Consider the following 18168-nt stretch of genomic DNA (forward strand, 5'->3'; position numbering starts at 1 on the left):
GGGGGCGACAACCCCTAGGTGACCCCTAGGCACCGCACATCAGCGGTCCTGGCCCCTGACTTGCGCATTGTTCCCGATTGCCATTTCCGGGAAAGCATAGCGCAAACACTTTGTTTTCACTCTTTTCCCGCGGGCGAATTCCCGAAAGGAATTCGCCCGCGGGAAAAGCGATTATCTGCCGAGCTCGTTGTTGATGAAAGCGAAGATCTCGTCGTCCGAGGCCTCGTCCAGCAGGTCGGCGACCGCCGTCTCCTCCTCGGTCTCCCCGGCTCCCGTCAACCTCGCCAGCGCGGCGTTCAGCCGGGCGGTGACCGAGCCGAGCACGTCCGGGTCGCCGGTCAGCCGCGCCAGGGTGGCGTCGAGCTGGTCCAGCTGCCCGAACAGGCTGTCCACGCCCGTGCTGTCCCCGGAGCGCAGTTGCGCCAGGAGGTAGTCGGCCAGCACGGCGGGCTTCGGGTAGTCGAAGACCAGCGTGGCGGGCAACGTGAGCCCGGTGGCGGCCCGCAGCTGGTTGCGCAGGTCCACCGCGGTCAGCGAGTCGAACCCCAGCTCGCGGAACGCCCGGCCCGGTTCGATGGCTTCGAGGCCGCCGTACCCGAGCACCGTCGCCGCTTCGGCACGCACCAGCTCCAGCACCGTCCTGACCTGCTCGGCCGGTTCCAGCGCGGCCAGCTTGTCGCGGAGGCCGGCCGAGCTGTCTTCGTCCGCCACGGGATTGTCCTCGACGAGCTCGCGGACCTCGGGCAATCCGGTGAGCAGCGGGCTAGGCCGCCGCGTGGTGAACACCGGGGCGAACCGGCGCCAGTCCACGTCGGCGACGGTCACCGTGACGTCCTCACGCGCCTGCTCCAACGCGGTCAGCGCGCGCTCCGGAGCCAGCGCCTGCAAGCCCCGCTTCGCCAAGCCCTCGCCTGCCTCGCCCTCGGCCATACCCCCGCCCGCCCAGGGACCCCAAGCGACCGCCAGGCCCGGAAGCCCATCCGCGCGCCGCTGCTCGATCAGGGCGTCGAGGAACGCGTTCGCGGCGGCGTAACCGCTCTGCCCGCCGCTGCCCCAGGTGGCCGCGATCGACGAGAACACGACGAAATCGGACAACGGCCGTTCCCTCGTGAGCTCGTGCAGGTTCACCGCGCCGTCGACCTTCGCGGAGATCACCGCCGCGAACTCCGCCTCGGTGCAGTCCGGCAACGCCGTCGACTGCGCCAGCCCCGCGGCGTGCACGACGACCGAAAGGTCCGGCAGACCGTCGAGGAGGGCGGCCGTCGCCGCCCGGTCCGCGACGTCACAGGCGGCCAGGGTGACTTCGGCTCCGAGGTCCCGCAGCTCGGCGGCCAGGTCCTCGGCACCAGGGGACTCCGCGCCACGGCGGCTCACCAGGACCAGGTGCCCGGCGCCGCGCCTGGCCAGCAAGCGGGCGACGTGCCCACCCAGCGCTCCCGTGCCACCAGTCACCAACGCCGTACCGGAAACCGGCCAGGGCCCGGGAACCGCCGGAGCGGCAGGCATCAGCCGCCGGGCGAACACGCCGTCGGACCGCACCGCCACCTGGTCCTCGGCACCGTCGGCCAGCAGCCCGGGCAACGCGGTCAGCGCGTCGTCGCCCAGGTCGGCAGGCAAGTCGGCGGGCAGGTCGACGACGCCGCCCCACACTTCGGGTCGCTCCAGTGCCACGACCCGGCCGAGACCCCACACCAGGGCCTGTTCCGGCGCGTCCGGCCGGTCCGCCGGGCCGGTGGACACCGCACCCCGGGTGACGGCCCACACCTTCCCGGTGCTCTCGGTGTCGACCATCGCCTGCACCAGGGTCAGGGTGGCGGTGGCGTCCAAAAAGGACAGTACGCCGTCCGGGCGGGCCTCGGTGAGCCACGCGGCCCAGCCGTCACGACCGGTCACCCCGGAGACCAGCTCGGCGTCCAGTTCAGCGGCGAGCGCGGCGGCCGCAGGGTCGGCGGCCGCGCAGGCCACCATCCATCGGCCCGCCGGCCTGCCACCGGGAACGGGTACCGGCGTCCAGCCGACGCGGTAGCGCCAGCGCTGCGCCACCGAGGAATCCCGCTGCCCGCGCCGCCAGGCGGAGAGCGCCGGCAGCACACTGCTCAGCGACTGGTCGCCGCCCGCGGCCGTCAAGCCGGTCAGCGATGCGAGGTCCCCGGTGTCCACCGCCGCCCAGAACTTCTCGTCCACCGCGTCCGCCGCGGTCTGACCGGGCTCGGCAGGGGAAACCCAGTACCGGTCCCGCCGGAACGGGTAGGTGGGCAGGTCGACCCGGTCGCCGTCGAGCAACGCGGGCCAGCTCACCGCCGCGCCGTGGGCGTAGAGCGCCGCGACGGCCGTCACCGCGGTCCGCGCTTCCGGGCGGTCGCCACGCAGCACCGGCACGAACAGCGCGTCCTCCTCGGGCAGGCATCCCTGTGCCATCGCGGTCAGCACGCCGTCCGGCCCGAGCTCCACGAACTTCGTCACCCCGGCGGCGGCCAGCGTCGCCACCCCGTCGGCGAAGCGCACGGCCTGGCGGACGTGCGAGAGCCAGTACGCGGGTGTGGTCAGCGCGCCATCGAGCGAGCCGGTCACGTTGGACACGACCGGGATCTCGGGCTCGTGGAAGGTGATCGTGCCGAGCACGCGGCCGAACTCCTCGAGCATCGGTTCCATCAGCGAGGAGTGGAACGCGTGACTCACCACCAGCCGCTTGGTCTTGCGGCCCTGCCCGGCGAACTCATCGGCCACCGCGGAGACAGCGGCGTCGGCGCCGGAGAGCACCACGGAACGCGGGCCGTTGACCGCGGCGATGTCGAACCCGCCCTCAGCCTTCTCCAGCAGGCCTCGCACCTCGTCCTCGGTCGCTTCGACGGCGACCATCGCTCCCCCGCCGTCGATCCCCGACGGGAGCGCCTGCATCAGCCTGCCGCGCGCGGCCACCAGCTTGCAGGCGTCCGTCAGCGAGAACACGCCCGCCACATGGGCCGCGACGAGCTCCCCGACGGAATGCCCCAGCAGGTAGTCGGGCCGCAGCCCCCAGGACTCCAGCAGGCGGAAGAGCGCGGTTTCGAGGGCGAACAGGGCGGCCTGGGTGTACTCCGTCCGGTTCAGTGACTCGGGATCGCTCAGCATCACTTCGAGCAGCGGCAGGTCCAGGTATCGATCGAACTCGGCGCAGACCTCGGCGAGCGCCTCGGCGAACACCGGGAACTCCGCGCTCAGCTCGCGGCCCATCCCCGGCCGCTGCGCGCCCTGCCCGGTGCACAGGAAGGCTGTCCGGCCGGTGGAGACCACACCGCGGACGATTCCCGGCGCCGAGCCGCCTTCGGCCACGACGTCGAGCGCCCGCAGCAGTTCGGCACGGTCCCGGCCGGTCACCACGGCGCGATGGTCCATCGCGGACCGGCTGACGGCCAGCGAGTAGGCGACGTCCGGGATCCCGGGCGCACCGGACTCCACAAAGGACTTGAGCTCGGCGGCCCTTGTCCGCAGCGCTTGCTCGTCACGGGCGGAGAGCACCCACGGCACGGTGGTCGTCGGCACGGACGCCACCGAAGCCGGGACAGGCGGCGCCTGTTCGAGAATGGTGTGCGCGTTGGTCCCGCTGATGCCGAACGACGAAACCGCCGCGCGCCGGGGACGCCCGTTGTCCGTCCACGGCCGGGGCTCGGTCAGCAGCGAGACCGCACCGGCCGACCAGTCCACCTGCGAGGTGGGCTCGTCCACGTGCAACGTCTTCGGCAGCAGACCGTGCCGCAGGGCCATGACGATCTTGATGATCCCGGCGACGCCCGCCGCGGCCTGGGTGTGGCCGAGGTTGGACTTCACCGAACCGAGCCACAGCGGCTCCTCACGGTCCTGGCCGTAGGTCGCGAGCAACGCCTGCGCCTCGATCGGATCACCCAGCGCGGTCCCCGTACCGTGTGCCTCCACAGCGTCCACATCGGACGGTCGCAACCCGGCACTCGCCAACGCGGCACGGATCACCCGCTGCTGCGACGGACCATTCGGCGCGGTCAAGCCGTTCGACGCGCCATCGGAGTTGATCGCACTTCCCCGTACCACCGCCAAAACCGGGTGACCGTGGCGTTCGGCGTCCGACAGCCGCTCCACGAGCAGCATCCCGGCGCCCTCACCCCAGCCCGTGCCGTCCGCGCCCTCGGCGAACGCCTTGCAGCGGCCGTCGCCCGCGAGCCCGCCCTGCGCGGAGAACTCCACGAACGCGCCCGGTGTCGACATCACCGTGACCCCGCCGGCCAGCGCCAGCTCGCACTCGCCGGCACGCAGGGCCTGCACGGCCCAGTGCAGCGCCACCAGCGACGACGAGCACGCCGTGTCGACGGTGACGGCCGGTCCCTCCAGCCCCAGCGCGTAGGCGACGCGGCCGGACATCACGCTGGCCGAGTTCCCGGTGCCGCGGTAGCCCTCGAGGTTCTCCTGGGCTTCGAGCACCAGCGTCAGGTAGTCCTGGCCGTTGGAGCCGACGAAAACGCCGGTCCGGCTGCCCCGCACGGACTCCGGGTCGACCCCGGCCCGCTCGAAGGCCTCCCACGAGGTCTCCAGCACCAGCCGCTGCTGCGGGTCCATCGCCAGCGCCTCACGCGGGGAAATCCCGAAGAACGCCGGATCGAACTCACTGGCACCGTGCAGGAAAGCGCCCTCCTTGGCGTCAGAGCCTCCGGATTCCCCGCCGCCCGGGTGGTGGAGCCGGTCCAGGTCCCAGCCGCGGTCGGCCGGGAAGCCGCCGACGGCGTCACGGCCGTCGGCGATCAGACTCCAGAATTCCTCCGGCGAGCGGACCCCGCCGGGGAACCGGCAGCCGATGCCGACGATCGCGATCGGCTCATCGGCGCGGCCGGTGAGCACGGCGGGTTCGGCCACGTCCGGGGTGTGGCCGACGAGTTCGGCGCACAGCCAGGCCGACAGCACCGACGGGGTCGGGTAGTCGAAGACGAGACTGCTGGGCAGCGGCAGCCCGGTGGTGGCCTCCAGGGAGTTCCGCAGCTCCACCGCGGTCAGGGAGTCGAACCCGAGGTCGCGGAAGGCCCTGTCGGCGGCCACCGCGTCGCGCCCGGGATACCCGAGCACGGCGGCGGCCTCGGCTCGTACGAGGTCCAGCAGCACGGCTTCCTGCCGCGGCCGGGACAGTCCGGCGAGCTTGCCGCCGAGCATCCCCGACGCCGCTTCGGCCGGTTCGTTGTTCTCGGCGACCGAGGCCTCCGGAAGCTCGGCCAGCAGCCGGGCGGCGCGGGTGCCGCTGAACAACGGCGCGAACCGGGTCCAGTCCACGTCGGCCACGATCACGGCGGGCCGCCCCGCGGCCACGCTGACCCCGAGTGCCTGCACGGCCAGCTCGGGTTCCATCCCGGGCAGGCCGAGCGCGCCGAGCCCGGCGGCGACCCCGGCGGCCATGCCGTCGCCCGCCCACGGGCCCCAAGCGATGGCGGTACCCGGCAGGCCGTCGGCGTGACGCTGTTCCATCAGCGCGTCGAGGTGTGCGTTCGCGGCGGCGTAGGCCGCTTGACCGGCACTGCCTACCGCACCGGCGAAGGCCGAGAAGACCACGAAGGCGTCCAGGTCGCCGGTCAGGTCGTGCAGGATCCGCGCACCCTCCACTTTGGACTTCAGGACGGCGTCGACCCGTTCGGCCGTCAAGCCGTCCAGCATGCCGTCGTCGAGGACACCGGCGGTGTGCACCACGGCGGACACCGGATGTTCGCGCAGCAGACCGGCCACGGCCTCGCGGTCGGTGACGTCGCAGGCGGCGATGGTCACCTCGGCACCGAGCGCGCGGAGGTCGGCTTCCAGCGCCTCGCTCCCCGGGGCGCCGGGGCCACGGCGGCTCGTCAGCACGAGGTGCCGGGCACCGCCCGCGGCGGCCCAGCGGGCGACCCGCGCGCCCAGCGCGCCGGTCCCGCCGGTGATCAGCACCGTCCCGCTCGGCCGCCAGGCGGTCTCCACCGGATCGGCGGCCCGCACCAGCCGCCGGGCGAAGACCCCGGACGGCCGGACGGCGACCTGGTCCTCGGCCCCGGCCAATGCGCCGAGCACCAGGGCGAAGGTCCGGTCGTCGGCCTTGGCGGGCAGGTCGAGGAGACCGCCCCAGCGCGCCGGTTGTTCGAGCCCGGCCACCCGGCCGAGACCCCAGATCTGCGCCTGCGCGGGATCCGCGACGCGGTCGGACGGGCCCGTCGACACCGCGCCACGGGTGATCGCCCAGCAGGGCGCGGTGAGCCCGGCGTCGTTCAGCGCCTGGAGAAACACCAAGGACGTGAGCATGCCTCCGCCCGCCAGGCCCAGCAGCGAGATCACGCCGGTCACCCCGTCGCCGGCCGCGCGAAGGCTTTCAGCGAGGGTTTCGCGATCGGCGTCGGCCAGGCCGAAGGGCACCGCATGCGCACCGAGCGCCGACAGCAGGCCGCTGACGGCCTCGTCGTCCTGAAGTCCTTCGGGGAACGCCACCAGCCACCGGCCGGACGGCGGTCCGCCGGGTTGCGACACCGGCCGCCAGTCCGCCCGATACCGCCAGGAGTCCACAGTGGACTTCTCGGTGCCACGCCGTCGCCACGCGGACAACGCGGGCAGCACCGTGGCGAGTTCCTCTTCGCCGACCTGCAACGACGCGGCCACCGCTTCGACGTCCTCGCGGTCCACCGCTTCCCAGAATCCAGGGTCGCCGTCTCCCCTGCCCGCCGGGGCGGGCGCGGCGACGGTCAGCCAATAGCGCTCCCGCTGGAACGCGTAGGTCGGCAGCTCCGGCCGGGCGCCGCCGACGACGCTGCTCCAGTGCACGCCCGCGCCCCGCACGTGGAGACGAGCGAGAGCGGTCACCGCGGTGCGCACCTCGGGCCGGTCCCGGTGCAGCAGCGGGACGAAGTCCACCCCGGCGGCATCGGGCAGGCAGTCACGCGCGGTCGCGCAGAGCGTGCTGTCCGGGCCGAGCTCCAGGAAGGTCGTGACCCCGAGGCCGTGCAGCATCCGGACGCCGTCGGCGAACCGGACGGCCTGGCGCACGTGCGCCAGCCAGTAGGCAGGCGAGGCGAGGTCGTCGGTGACCGCACCGGTCAGGTTCGACACCACAGGGATCTCCGCGGCACCGAACGTCAGGGTCTCCAGCACCGCGCGGAACTCCGGCAGCATCGGCTCCATCAGCGGGGAGTGGAACGCGTGGCTGACCCGGAGGCGCCTGGTCCGGTGGCCCCGCCCGGCGAGCTCGGCCGCCACGCGCAGCACCACCTCTTCCGTGCCGGACAGCACCGCGGCGCGGGGGCCGTTCAACGCGGCGATGCCGGCGTGCTCCTCGGCTCCGCTCAGCAGCGGCAGGATCTCCTCCTCGGCGGCCTCCACCGCCACCATCGCCCCGCCGGACGGCAGTGCCTGCATGAGCTTCCCGCGGGCGGCCACCAGCTTGCAGGCGTCCGCCAGCGACAGCACCCCGGACACGTGGGCGGCGGCGATCTCGCCGACGGAGTGCCCCATCAGGTAGTCCGGCCGCACGCCCCAGGACTCGGCGAGCCGGAACAGCGCGACCTCGACGGCGAACAGCGCCGCCTGGGCGTGCACGGTCTGGTCCAGCAGGTCGTCACCGGCGTACGTCACCTCGGCCACCGACCCGCCCAGCAGCTCGTCCAGCCGGGCGCAGACCAGCCCGAAGTGCTCGGCGAACACCGGGAACTCCGCGGCCAGTTCGCGGCCCATGCCCAGGCGCTGCGAACCCTGCCCGGTGAACAGGAAGGCGACCTTGCCCTTGCCCTGTTCCCCGCGCACCACCCCGGCGGCGGACTCGCCCGCGGCCAGGACGTCGAGGGCTCGCGCGAGCTCGGCACGGTCGGCGCCGAGCACCACCGACCGGTACGGCAGCGCCGACCGTCCGGTGGCCAGGACGTTGGCGACGTCCGCCGGTGCCGCCGTCCCGTCCACAATGGACCGGAGTCGCACCGCCTGCGCCCGCAGGGCGAGCTCACTCTTGGCGGAGAGAACCCACGGCACCACCGAGGGCGAGCGCGTGGGCTCCGGTGACGGCTCCGGCGGTGCCTGCTCCAGGATGATGTGCGCGTTCGTGCCGCTGATGCCGAACGAAGAAACCCCGGCGCGACGCGGTGCGGCGTCGTCCGGCCAGTCGCGGGCTTCGGTGAGCAGGGAGACCGCGCCCGCCGACCAGTCGACCCGGGAGGTCGGCTCCGCGGCGTGCAGTGTCCTCGGGAGCGAACCGTGCCGCATCGCCATCACCATCTTGATGACACCCGCCACGCCCGCCGCGGCCTGGGTGTGGCCGAGGTTCGACTTCACCGAACCCAGCCACAACGGCTGATCCCGATCCTGACCGTACGTCGCCAGCAACGCCTGCGCCTCGATCGGATCACCCAGCGCCGTACCCGTACCGTGCGCCTCCACAGCGTCCACATCGGACGGTTCCAGGCCGGCATTCGCCAGCGCCTCGCGAATCACCCGCTGCTGCGAAGGACCATTCGGCGCCGTCAAACCATTCGACGCTCCATCGGAGTTGATCGCGCTCCCGCGCACCACCGCCAGCACCCGGTGACCGAGCCGCTGCGCGTCCGACAGCCGCTCCACGAGCAGCATCCCGGCGCCTTCACCCCAGCCCGTGCCGTCCGCGCCCTCGGCGAACGCCTTGCACCGGCCGTCCGCGGCCAGCCCGCCCTGCGCACTGAACCCTTCGAACGCGGTGGACGTCGACATGATGGTGACCCCGCCGGCGAGCGCCAGCTCGCACTCCCCCTGCCTGAGCGCTTGCGCGGCCCAGTGCAGCGCGACCAGCGAAGACGAGCAGGCGGTGTCCACCGTGACCGCCGGGCCCTCCAGCCCGAAGGAGTAGGCGACCCGGCCCGACACCACGCTCGGCGTGGTGCCGATCATGAGGTGTCCCTCGACGGCTTCCGGCAGGCCCCCCGCCCCGGCGCCGTAACCCTGTGGTCCCGCGCCGACGAACACGCCGGTCCGGCTGCCCCTCAGCGTCGAGACGTCGATACCGGCGTGCTCGAACGCCTCCCAGGAGGTCTCCAGCAGGATCCGCTGCTGCGGGTCCATCGCCAGCGCCTCACGCGGGGAGATCCCGAAGAACTCGGCGTCGAACTCGGCCGCGTCGTGGATGAACCCGCCCTCGTGGGCGTAACCGGCGTCCGGCTGCCAGCCGCGATCGGCGGGGAAGGCGGAGATCGCGTCGCCGCCTTCGGCCAGCAGCGCCCACAGGTCCGACGGCGAGGTGACGCCGCCGGGGAACCGGCAGCCGATGCCCACGATGGCGATCGGCTCGTCGGTCACCGTGGCCGCCCTGCTCACCACGGCGGCGGCCGAGGTATCGCCGGACAGTTCGGTGCGCAGGTACCCGGCCAGCGCCTCGGGTGTCGGGTAGTCGAACACGAGGGTCGCGGTGAGCTTGAGGCCGGTCACCTCGGTCAGGCGGTTGCGCAGTTCGACGGCGGTGAGCGAGTCGAAACCCAGTTCGCGGAACGACGAACCGCTGGAAACGGCGTCAGGTCCGGCGTAACCGAGCACCGCGGCGGCCTCGGTGCGGACCAGGTCCAGCAGGAACTCCTGGCGAGCGGCTTCGGGCAGTGCCCGCAACCGGAGGGACAGCGCGGAGTCGGCCGGTTCGGCGACGGCGTCGACCTCGGTCACGGCGGCCAGCAGCGGGCTGGGCCGGTGTGCGGTGAACACCGGGACGAACCGCGGCCAGTCGACGTCCGCGACGGTGACGGTGACCTCGTCGTGGTCGAGCGCGTGCCCGAGCGCCGCGGTGGCCAGTTCCGGGGCCAGCCCGGTCAGGCCGAGCCGCTGCAGCTGCGCCCCGGCCTCACCCGCGGCCATGCCGTCGCCCGCCCACGGGCCCCACGCCACCGAAGTGCCGCTGAGCCCCTGGCCTCGACGCAGTTCCACCAGCGCGTCGAGGTAGGCGTTGGCCGCGGCGTAACCGCTCTGCCCCGCACTGCCCCAGGTGGCGGCGATCGAGGAGAAGACCACGAAGGCGTCCAGGTCTTCGGTGAGCTCGTGCAGGTGGCGGGCGCCTTCCACCTTGGCCGCCACCACCTCGGCGAACTCGGCGGGATCGGTGTCGGCCAGTGCGGTCAGCTGCGGCACACCCGCCGCGTGCACGACCGCCCGCACCGGGGCGCCGTCGTCGGAGAGCCGGCGAAGGAGCCCTTCCACCGCAGTGCGATCGGTGACGTCGCAGGCGGCCAGGGTGACCGCACTGCCGAGCGCGCGAAGTTCGTCGGCGAGCTCAGTCGCGCCTTCGGCCTGCGCACCGCGACGTCCGCAGAGCACCAGGTGCCCGGCGCCGCGGCCGGCGAGCCACCGGGCCACCTGGGCGCCGAGTGCGCCGGTGCCGCCCGTGAGCAGCACGGTGCCCGACGGCCGCCAAGCAGTCGTCTCCTCGCCGGACGGCGCCGCACGGACGAGCCTGCGGGTGAAGATTCCCGACGGCCGGACCGCGACCTGGTCTTCGGTCCCGCCGAGCAACGACATCGCCTCGGCGGCCAGCGGGCCCCCGTCGACGGGGAGGTCGATGATCCCGCCCCAGATCGCGGGCAGTTCGAGCGCGGCGACCCTGGCGATGCCCCACAGCTGCGCGGCGACCGGGTCGGGCGGACCGTCTGCCGCGGACACCGAGACCGCGCCCCGGGTGACCGCCCAGATCCGGGTGTCGAGCCCCGACAGTGCCTGGAACAGCACCAGGGAGCCGGCGACACCCCAGTCGGCGAGGCCGAGCAGGGACAGCACGCCGTCCGGGGCGTGTTCGCCCAGCACGCCCGCGAGGGTTTCGCGGTCGAGGTCGTCCGGGGTCAGGCAAAGCGTCCGGGCATCGGGCAGCGCGGCCACGACGGCCAGTGCCGTCTCCGCTTCCTCGTACCCGTTGGGCAGTACCACCAGCCAGGAGCCGGACCGGGTGTTTTCCTTGCGGGGAAACGGTTCCCAGGAGATCCGGTAGCGCCAGCCGGCGGTCTCGGCGAGCTCGGACCGGCGGCGGTGCCAAGCCGAAAGCGAAGGCAGCAGCGAACGCAGCGGCTCACGGTCCTCGCCGTGGACCTGGAGGGTCGCGGCCAGCGAATCGAGATCGGCCCGCTCCACCGCCGCCCAGAATCGGGCGTCGACAGGCTCACCCGTGTGGCCCTCCTGGGCCGGGGTGTCGAGCCAGAACCGCTCCCGCTGGAAGGCGTAGGTCGGGAGATCGGCGAGGCGCGCGCCGGGGTAGAGCGCGGCCCAGTCCGGTGCCCGCCCGCGAACGTGCAGCCCGGCGAGCGCGGCGAACAGCGAGTTCTCCTCGGGCCGGTCCTTGCGCAGCACCGGCAGGTACGTGACGTCCGGCAGGGTTTCCTGGGCCATCGCGGACAGCACGCCGTCCGGTCCCAGTTCGACCACGGTCGAGATGCCCCGGTCCCGCAGCACGGCGACCCCGTCGGCGAACCGCACGGCCCGGCGGACGTGGGCGAGCCAGTATTCGGCGTCCAGCGCGGTCGCCGGTTCGCCCGTCACGTTGGACACCAAGGGAATGACGGGCTCACCGAAGTGCAGCCCTCGAAGCACTTCGGCGAACCCGGCGAGCATCGGTTCCATCAACGGCGAGTGGAAGGCATGGCTCACCCGCAGGCGCCGGGTCTTGCGCCCGGTCGCCGCGAGCCGCGCGGCCACGGCGTCGACGGCGGCTTCGGCGCCGGAGACCACAGTGGACCGCGGGCCGTTGAGCGCGGCGATGCCCACCTCGTCGGTGAGCAGGGCGAGCACCTCGGCTTCGGTGGCCTCGAGCGCCGCCATCGCGCCCCCGGCGGGAAGTGCCTGCATCAGCCTGCCGCGCGCGGCGACCAGCTTGCAGGCGTCCGCGAGCGACAACACCCCGGACACGTGCGCGGCGGCGATCTCGCCGACCGAGTGGCCGAGCAGGACGTCCGGCCGGATGCCGAAGGACTCGGTGAGGCGGAACAGCGCGACCTCGACGGCGAACAGGGCGACCTGGGTGTAGGCGGTCCGGTCGAGCAGATCCGCTTCCGGCGTCCCGGCGGCGGCGAAAACCACTTCACGCAGGGGGCGATCGAGCAGGCCGTCGACGTTCTCGCACACCTCGTCGAACGCCTTCGCGAAAGCGGGAAAGCGCTGGTACAGCTCACGACCCATGCCCGGTCGCTGCGCGCCCTGGCCGGTGAAGAGGAAGGCCACCCCGCCCGGTGCGGCCGAGCCGCGGATCACCTGCGCCGACGACGTGGCCTCCGCGAGCGCGTTCAGACCGGCCAGCAGTTCGTCACGGTCGGCGCCGAGGACCACGGCCCGCTCGTCCAGCGCCGACCGGGTCACGGCCAGCGAATACGCGGTATCCACGAGGTTTTCCGCGTCGGCCACGGTCTCGCGGAGCCTGCTCGCCTGCGCCCGCAGGCCGTCCGGCGTCTTGCCGGACAGCGGCAGGGCGACGAGGCCCGGCTGCTCCGGCGCGGCCTCGGCCGGGGTTTCGGCGGACGCCTGTTCGAGCACGGTGTGCGCGTTGGTGCCGCTCAGCCCGAACGAGGAGACCCCGGCCCGGCGCGGACGGCCGGTTTCGGGCCAGTCCCGCGTCCGGTCCACCACGGAAACCCGGCCCGCCGACCAGTCGACGTGCGGACTGGGCCCGTCGAAATGCAGCGTGCCCGGCAAGGTGCCGTGCCGCAGGGCGAGCACCGTCTTGATCACGCCCGCCACCCCGGCGGCCGCCTGGGTGTGGCCGATGTTGGACTTCACCGCGCCGAGCCACAACGGCTCCTCGCGGTCCTGCCCATAGGTGGCGAGCAGTGCCTGCGCTTCGATCGGGTCGCCGAGTTCGGTGCCGGTGCCGTGGGTTTCGACAACGTCCACTTCGGACGGTCGCAGGCCGGAGTTCGCCAGCGCGGCACGGATCACGCGCTGCTGCGAGGGTCCGTTCGGCGCGGTGAACCCGTTCGAGGCGCCGTCGGAGTTGATCGCGCTGCCGCGGACCACGGCCAGGATCCGGCGGCCGTGGCGGCGCGCGTCGGACAGCCGCTCCACCAAGAGCATGCCTGCGCCTTCGCCCCAGCCGGTGCCGTCGGCGCCGGCCGCGAAAGGCTTGCAGCGGCCGTCCGCGGCGAGCCCGCCCTGCGCGGTGAACTCGGCGAAGGCGCTCGGAGTCGACATCACCGTCACGCCGCCGACCAGCGCCATCTCGCACTCGCCGCCACGCAAAGCCTGCGTCGCGAGGTGCAGCGCCACGAGCGAAGACGAGCAGGCGGTGTCGACGGTGACCGCCGGACCTTCCAGCCCGAAGGTGTAAGCCACCCGGCCGGACAGCACGCTGGCGGAGTTGCCGGTGCCCAGGTATCCCTCGGTCTCCGCGCCGCCCTGGTCCACCAGCGCGACGTAATCCTGGCCGTTGGTGCCCGCGAACACGCCGATCCGCTTGCCACGGACCGAATCCGGCGCGATGCGGGCGCGTTCGAAGGCCTCCCACGAGGTCTCCAGCAGCAACCGCTGCTGCGGGTCCATCGCCAGCGCCTCACGCGGCGAGATCCCGAAGAAGCGGGGCTCGAACCCGGCGACGTCGTCGAGGAACGCGCCGGTCCCTGTCGCGAGCCAGCCGCGGTCCGTGGGGAAGCCGGTCATCGCGTCGCGGCCGTCGACGAGCAGCTGCCAGAAGTCCTCCGGCGTCGCGACCCCGCCGGGGAACCGGCAGGCCATCGCGACGATCGCGATGGGCTCGTCGGTGGCGGTGGGAGCGACGGCCGCCGCCGGTGTCTCCGCCTCGGCGCCGAGAAGTCCCGCCAGCAGATGCGCGGCGAGCGCGGCCGGGGTCGGGTAGTCGAAAACCAGGCTGCTGGGCAGTTTCAAGCCGGTCGCGGCGACGATCCGGTTGCGCAGCTCGATCGCGGTCAGCGAGTCGAAACCGAGCTCCCGGAAGGCGCTGCCCGAGTCCACCAGCGCCGGGTCGGGATAGCCGAGTACCGCGGCGGCTTCGGTGCGGACGGTGGCGAGCAGGACGCGCTCCCGCTCGGCCGGGTCGAGACCGGCGACGCGGGCGGCCAGCCCGGTGAGCCGGGGCCCGGTCTCCGCGGGCACCGGCGCGATTTCGGCCAGCAGGGGGCTGGGCCTGCCGGAGCGGAACGCGGGCGCGAATCTGTCCCAGTCCACGTCGGCCACCACGGTGATCGCCCTGGCGCCGCCCACGGCCCGGCCGAGCGCTTCGAGCGCGACGGCCGGATCCATCGCGGGCAGGCCCAGCGCGTCGAGGCCGTCTGCCGCGCGGGCGGCCATGCCGTCCCCGGCCCATGGGCCCCAGGCGATCGCGGTGGCGGGCAGGCCATCGGCACGCCGCTGCTCGGCGAGGGCGTCGAGCACGGCGTTCGCGCCCGCGTAGTTGCCCTGGCCCGCGCTGCCGATCGTGCCCGCGAAGGCGGAGAACAGGACGAACGCGTCGAGGTCGAGATCGCGGGTGAGTTCGTGCAGGTGGACGGCAGCGTCGGCCTTGCCGGGCAGCACGGCGGCGAGGCGTTCGGCGGTAAGGCCGTCGAGCACGCCGTCGTCGAGGATCCCGGCGGTGTGGACGACCGCGGTCAGCGGCCCCGCGCCTGTGACGAGTTCCGCCAGCGCGGCCCTGTCGGCGACGTCGCAGGCCAGGATCGTGACCTCGGCGCCCAGCGCGCGAAGGTCCGCCGCCAGCTCGGCGGCGCCCGGAGCGTCCGGCCCCTGACGACCCGCGAGAACGAGCCTGTCGGCTCCGGCGGCCGCGGCCCAGCGGGCCACCTGCGAGCCGAGCGCGCCCGTGCCGCCGGTGATCAGGACCGTGCCACGGGGCTGCCACGACCGGTCGGTGCCCGTGGTCGCGGCGGCTCTGGTCAGCCTGCGGGCGAACACACCCGACGGCCGGATCGCGAGCTGGTCTTCGGTGCCGCCCAGCACGGCCAGTGTGTGTCGCAGCGTCTGTTCGTCGTCCTCGGCGGGCAGGTCGAGCAGCCCGCCCCAGCGGTCGGGGTGTTCCAACGCGGCCACGCGGCCGAGGCCCCAGAGCTGAGCCTCTTCCGGCCGGGCCACCCTGTCGGCCGGTGCGACGGACACCGCCTGCCGGGTGGCCGCCCAGAGCGGCGCTTCGAGTCCGGCGTCGCCGAGTGCCTGCAGGAGCACCAAGGTGCCCACACCGTCCATTCTGGACAGTACGCCGGTGAACCCGGCCAGATCCACGAGGCGGGCGGCCAGTTCCGCGCGGTCCGGCGTGCCGGTGAGGACCAGCGCCTCGGCGCGGTCGCCGAAAGCTTCCAGCAGCCGCGTGTCCTGGTGCGACTCGGGCAGCACCACCAGCCAGCGGCCGTCGGGATCGGCGGTGCCCGTGGGGGTCAGCGGCCGCCAGTCGACCTGGTAGGCCCAGGAGTCCGCCTCCGCTTCCTGCCGACGGCGGTGCCGCCACGCCGCCAGCGCGGGCAGCGCGGCTCGCAGTGGCTGGTCGGCGTCGACGGAGAACGTGGTGGCGATCGACTCGACGTCATCGCGTTCGACGGCCGCCCAGAACTCCGCGTCGAGCGGGTCGGCGACGACCTCGGTGATCGCCGGGTCGAACCAGTACCGCTCGTGCTGGAAGGCATAGGTGGGCAGTTCGACGCGGTTCCCGGTGACCAGTACGGTCCAGTCCACGTCGGCGCCCCGGGTGTGGAGCGCGCCCAGCGCGGTGATCGCGGTGCGGACCTCGGGCCGGTCGGCACGCAGGATCGGCGCGAACAGGGCTTCGGTGTCGGGCAGGCAACCTTGCGCCAGCCCGCTCAGCACCCCATCGGGACCCAGTTCCAGGAACGAAGTGACGCCCTGTGCGGCCAGCGTTCCCACTCCGTCGGCGAAACGCACCGCCTGACGCACGTGATCAAGCCAGTACCGCGGCGACGCCAAGTCCGCGGCGAGTCCACCGGACACAGTGGACACGATGGGAATCACCGGCTCATTGAACGTGATTCCGTTCAGTACCTCGGCGAACTCGGCGAGCATCGGCTCCATCAACGGCGAGTGGAACGCATGACTCACCTCAAGCCGCTTCGTCTTACGACCCCTCGCCGCAAACTCCCCCGCAATACGGGAAACCGCAGACTCGGCCCCCGAAATCACCACCGAATTCGGACCATTCACCGCCGCGATCCCGAACTCCGCCGTCGGCACGAACTCGTCCTCAGTCGCCTCAATCGCGACCATCACGCCACCAGCGGGCAACGCCTGCATCAACCGACCACGCGCCGACACCAACCTGCCCGCGTCTTCCAGAGAGAACACCCCAGCAACGTGAGCAGCAGCGATCTCACCAATGGAATGACCCAGCAAGAAGTCGGGACGCACGCCCCACGACTCAACAAGTCGATACAACGCAACCTCAAGAGCAAACAGAGCAGGCTGCGCGAACTCCGTACGGCCAAGATCACCCAACGGCGGCAGGAACTCACACGCCGCGTCAAAAGCCTCAGCGAAAACAGGGAACTCCGCATACAGCTCCGCCCCCATACCCAACCGCTGAGAACCCTGACCAGCGAACAGGAACGCCGACCGGCCACGGGAAACCGCCCCGGTGACCACGTCGGCCGAGGAGGTGCCTGCGGCCAGCGCGGTCAATCCGGCCGTCAGTTCGTCCCCGAGCACCACGGCGCGGTGCTCCAGCGCCGTGCGGGTCGTCACCAGCGAGAAGGCCACGTCGACGGGGTCCGCCCCACTGTCCACAACGGACAGCAGCCGGTCGGCCTGCGCCCGCAGGGCGGCCGGGGTCTTGCCGGACAGCACGAACGGCACCACCGGCGGCGCGACAGGCTCGACCCGCTCGGCGTCGTCCACCGGAGCCTGTTCCAGCACCGCGTGCGCGTTGGTCCCGCTGAAGCCGAAGGACGAGACCCCCGCCCGCCGCGGACGCCCGGTTTCCGGCCAGGACATGGCTTCGGTGAGCAGCTCCACCGAACCCGCCGTCCAGTCCACCCGCGACGACGGCGTGTCGGTGTGCAGCGACTTCGGCAGCACCCCGTGCCGCATCGCCATGACCATCTTGATCACCCCGGCCACCCCGGCGGCGGCCTGGGTGTGCCCGAGGTTCGACTTCACCGCACCCAGCCACAGCGGCCGCTCGCGGTCCTGGCCGTACGTCGCCAACAACGCCTGCGCCTCGATCGGGTCACCCAGCGCGGTCCCCGTGCCGTGCGCCTCCACGACGTCCACTTCGGACGGTGTGAGCGCGGCGTTGGCCAGCGCGGCCCGGATCACGCGGCGCTGCGAAGGTCCGTTCGGCGCGGTCAGCCCGTTGGAAGCGCCGTCCTGGTTCACCGCCGATCCCCGCACCACGGCCAGGACCCGGTGTCCGGCGCGGCGGGCGTCCGACAAGCGCTCCACCAGGAGTACACCGGCGCCCTCGCCCCAGCCAGTGCCGTCGGCGGCGTCGGCGAAGGGTTTGCAGCGGCCGTCCACCGCGAGGCCACGCTGACGACTGAAGTCCAGGAACGCCGCCGGGGTGGACATGATGGTGACTCCGGCGGCCAGCGCCAGGTCGCATTCGCCGTTGCGCAGCGCCTGCACCGCGAGGTGCAGGGCCACCAGCGAGGAGGAGCAGGCGGTGTCGACGGTGACCGCCGGACCTTCCAGCCCGAAGGTGTAGGCCACCCGGCCGGACAGCACCGCGGCCGCGTTCCCGGTGCCGAGGAAGCCTTCCAGCTCGTCCGGACCGTTCTCCAGCAACGAGACGTAGTCCTGGTTGTTGGTGCCGGCGAACACGCCGGTCCGGGTGCCCTTCACCGCGGGCAGGGCGATGCCCGCCCGTTCGAACGCCTCCCACGAGGTCTCCAGCAGCAGTCGCTGCTGCGGGTCCATCGCGAGCGCCTCACGCGGGGAAATTCCGAACAGTCCGGGGTCGAACTGTCCGGCGTCGTGGACGAACGCGCCTTCGCGGGCGTAGCTGGTGCCCGCGTGGTCGGGGTCCGGGTGGTACAGCTCGTCCAGCTTCCAGCCGCGGTCGGTGGGGAAGCCGCCGACCGCGTCGGTCCCGTCGGCGAGCAGCCGCCAGAGGTCCTCCGGCGAAGCGACCCCGCCGGGGTACCGGCAGGCCATGCCCACGATGGCGATCGGCTCCCGCGCGGCGTCCAGCAGGCGTTGGTTCTGTTCGCGCAGCCTGCCGGTCTCCTTGAGCGACGCCCTCAGCGCATCGACGACTTTTTCGGAAGGCGTACCCATCATCATCCCCATCTGGCT

1 protein-coding gene is annotated in these 18168 nt (G+C 72.9%); it reads right to left on the reverse strand.

What is annotated here, in order from left to right:
* Nucleotides 1-171: 171 nt before the first annotated feature.
* Nucleotides 172-18150 carry a type I polyketide synthase gene (locus ACZ6YV_RS01130; protein ID WP_465507733.1) on the reverse strand — a complete coding sequence of 5993 codons (17979 nt, stop codon included), beginning with the start codon at nucleotides 18148-18150 and terminating at the stop codon, nucleotides 172-174.
* Nucleotides 18151-18168: the final 18 nt, after the last annotated feature.

It is taken from the genome of Amycolatopsis sp. NPDC102522, assembly GCF_055584485.1.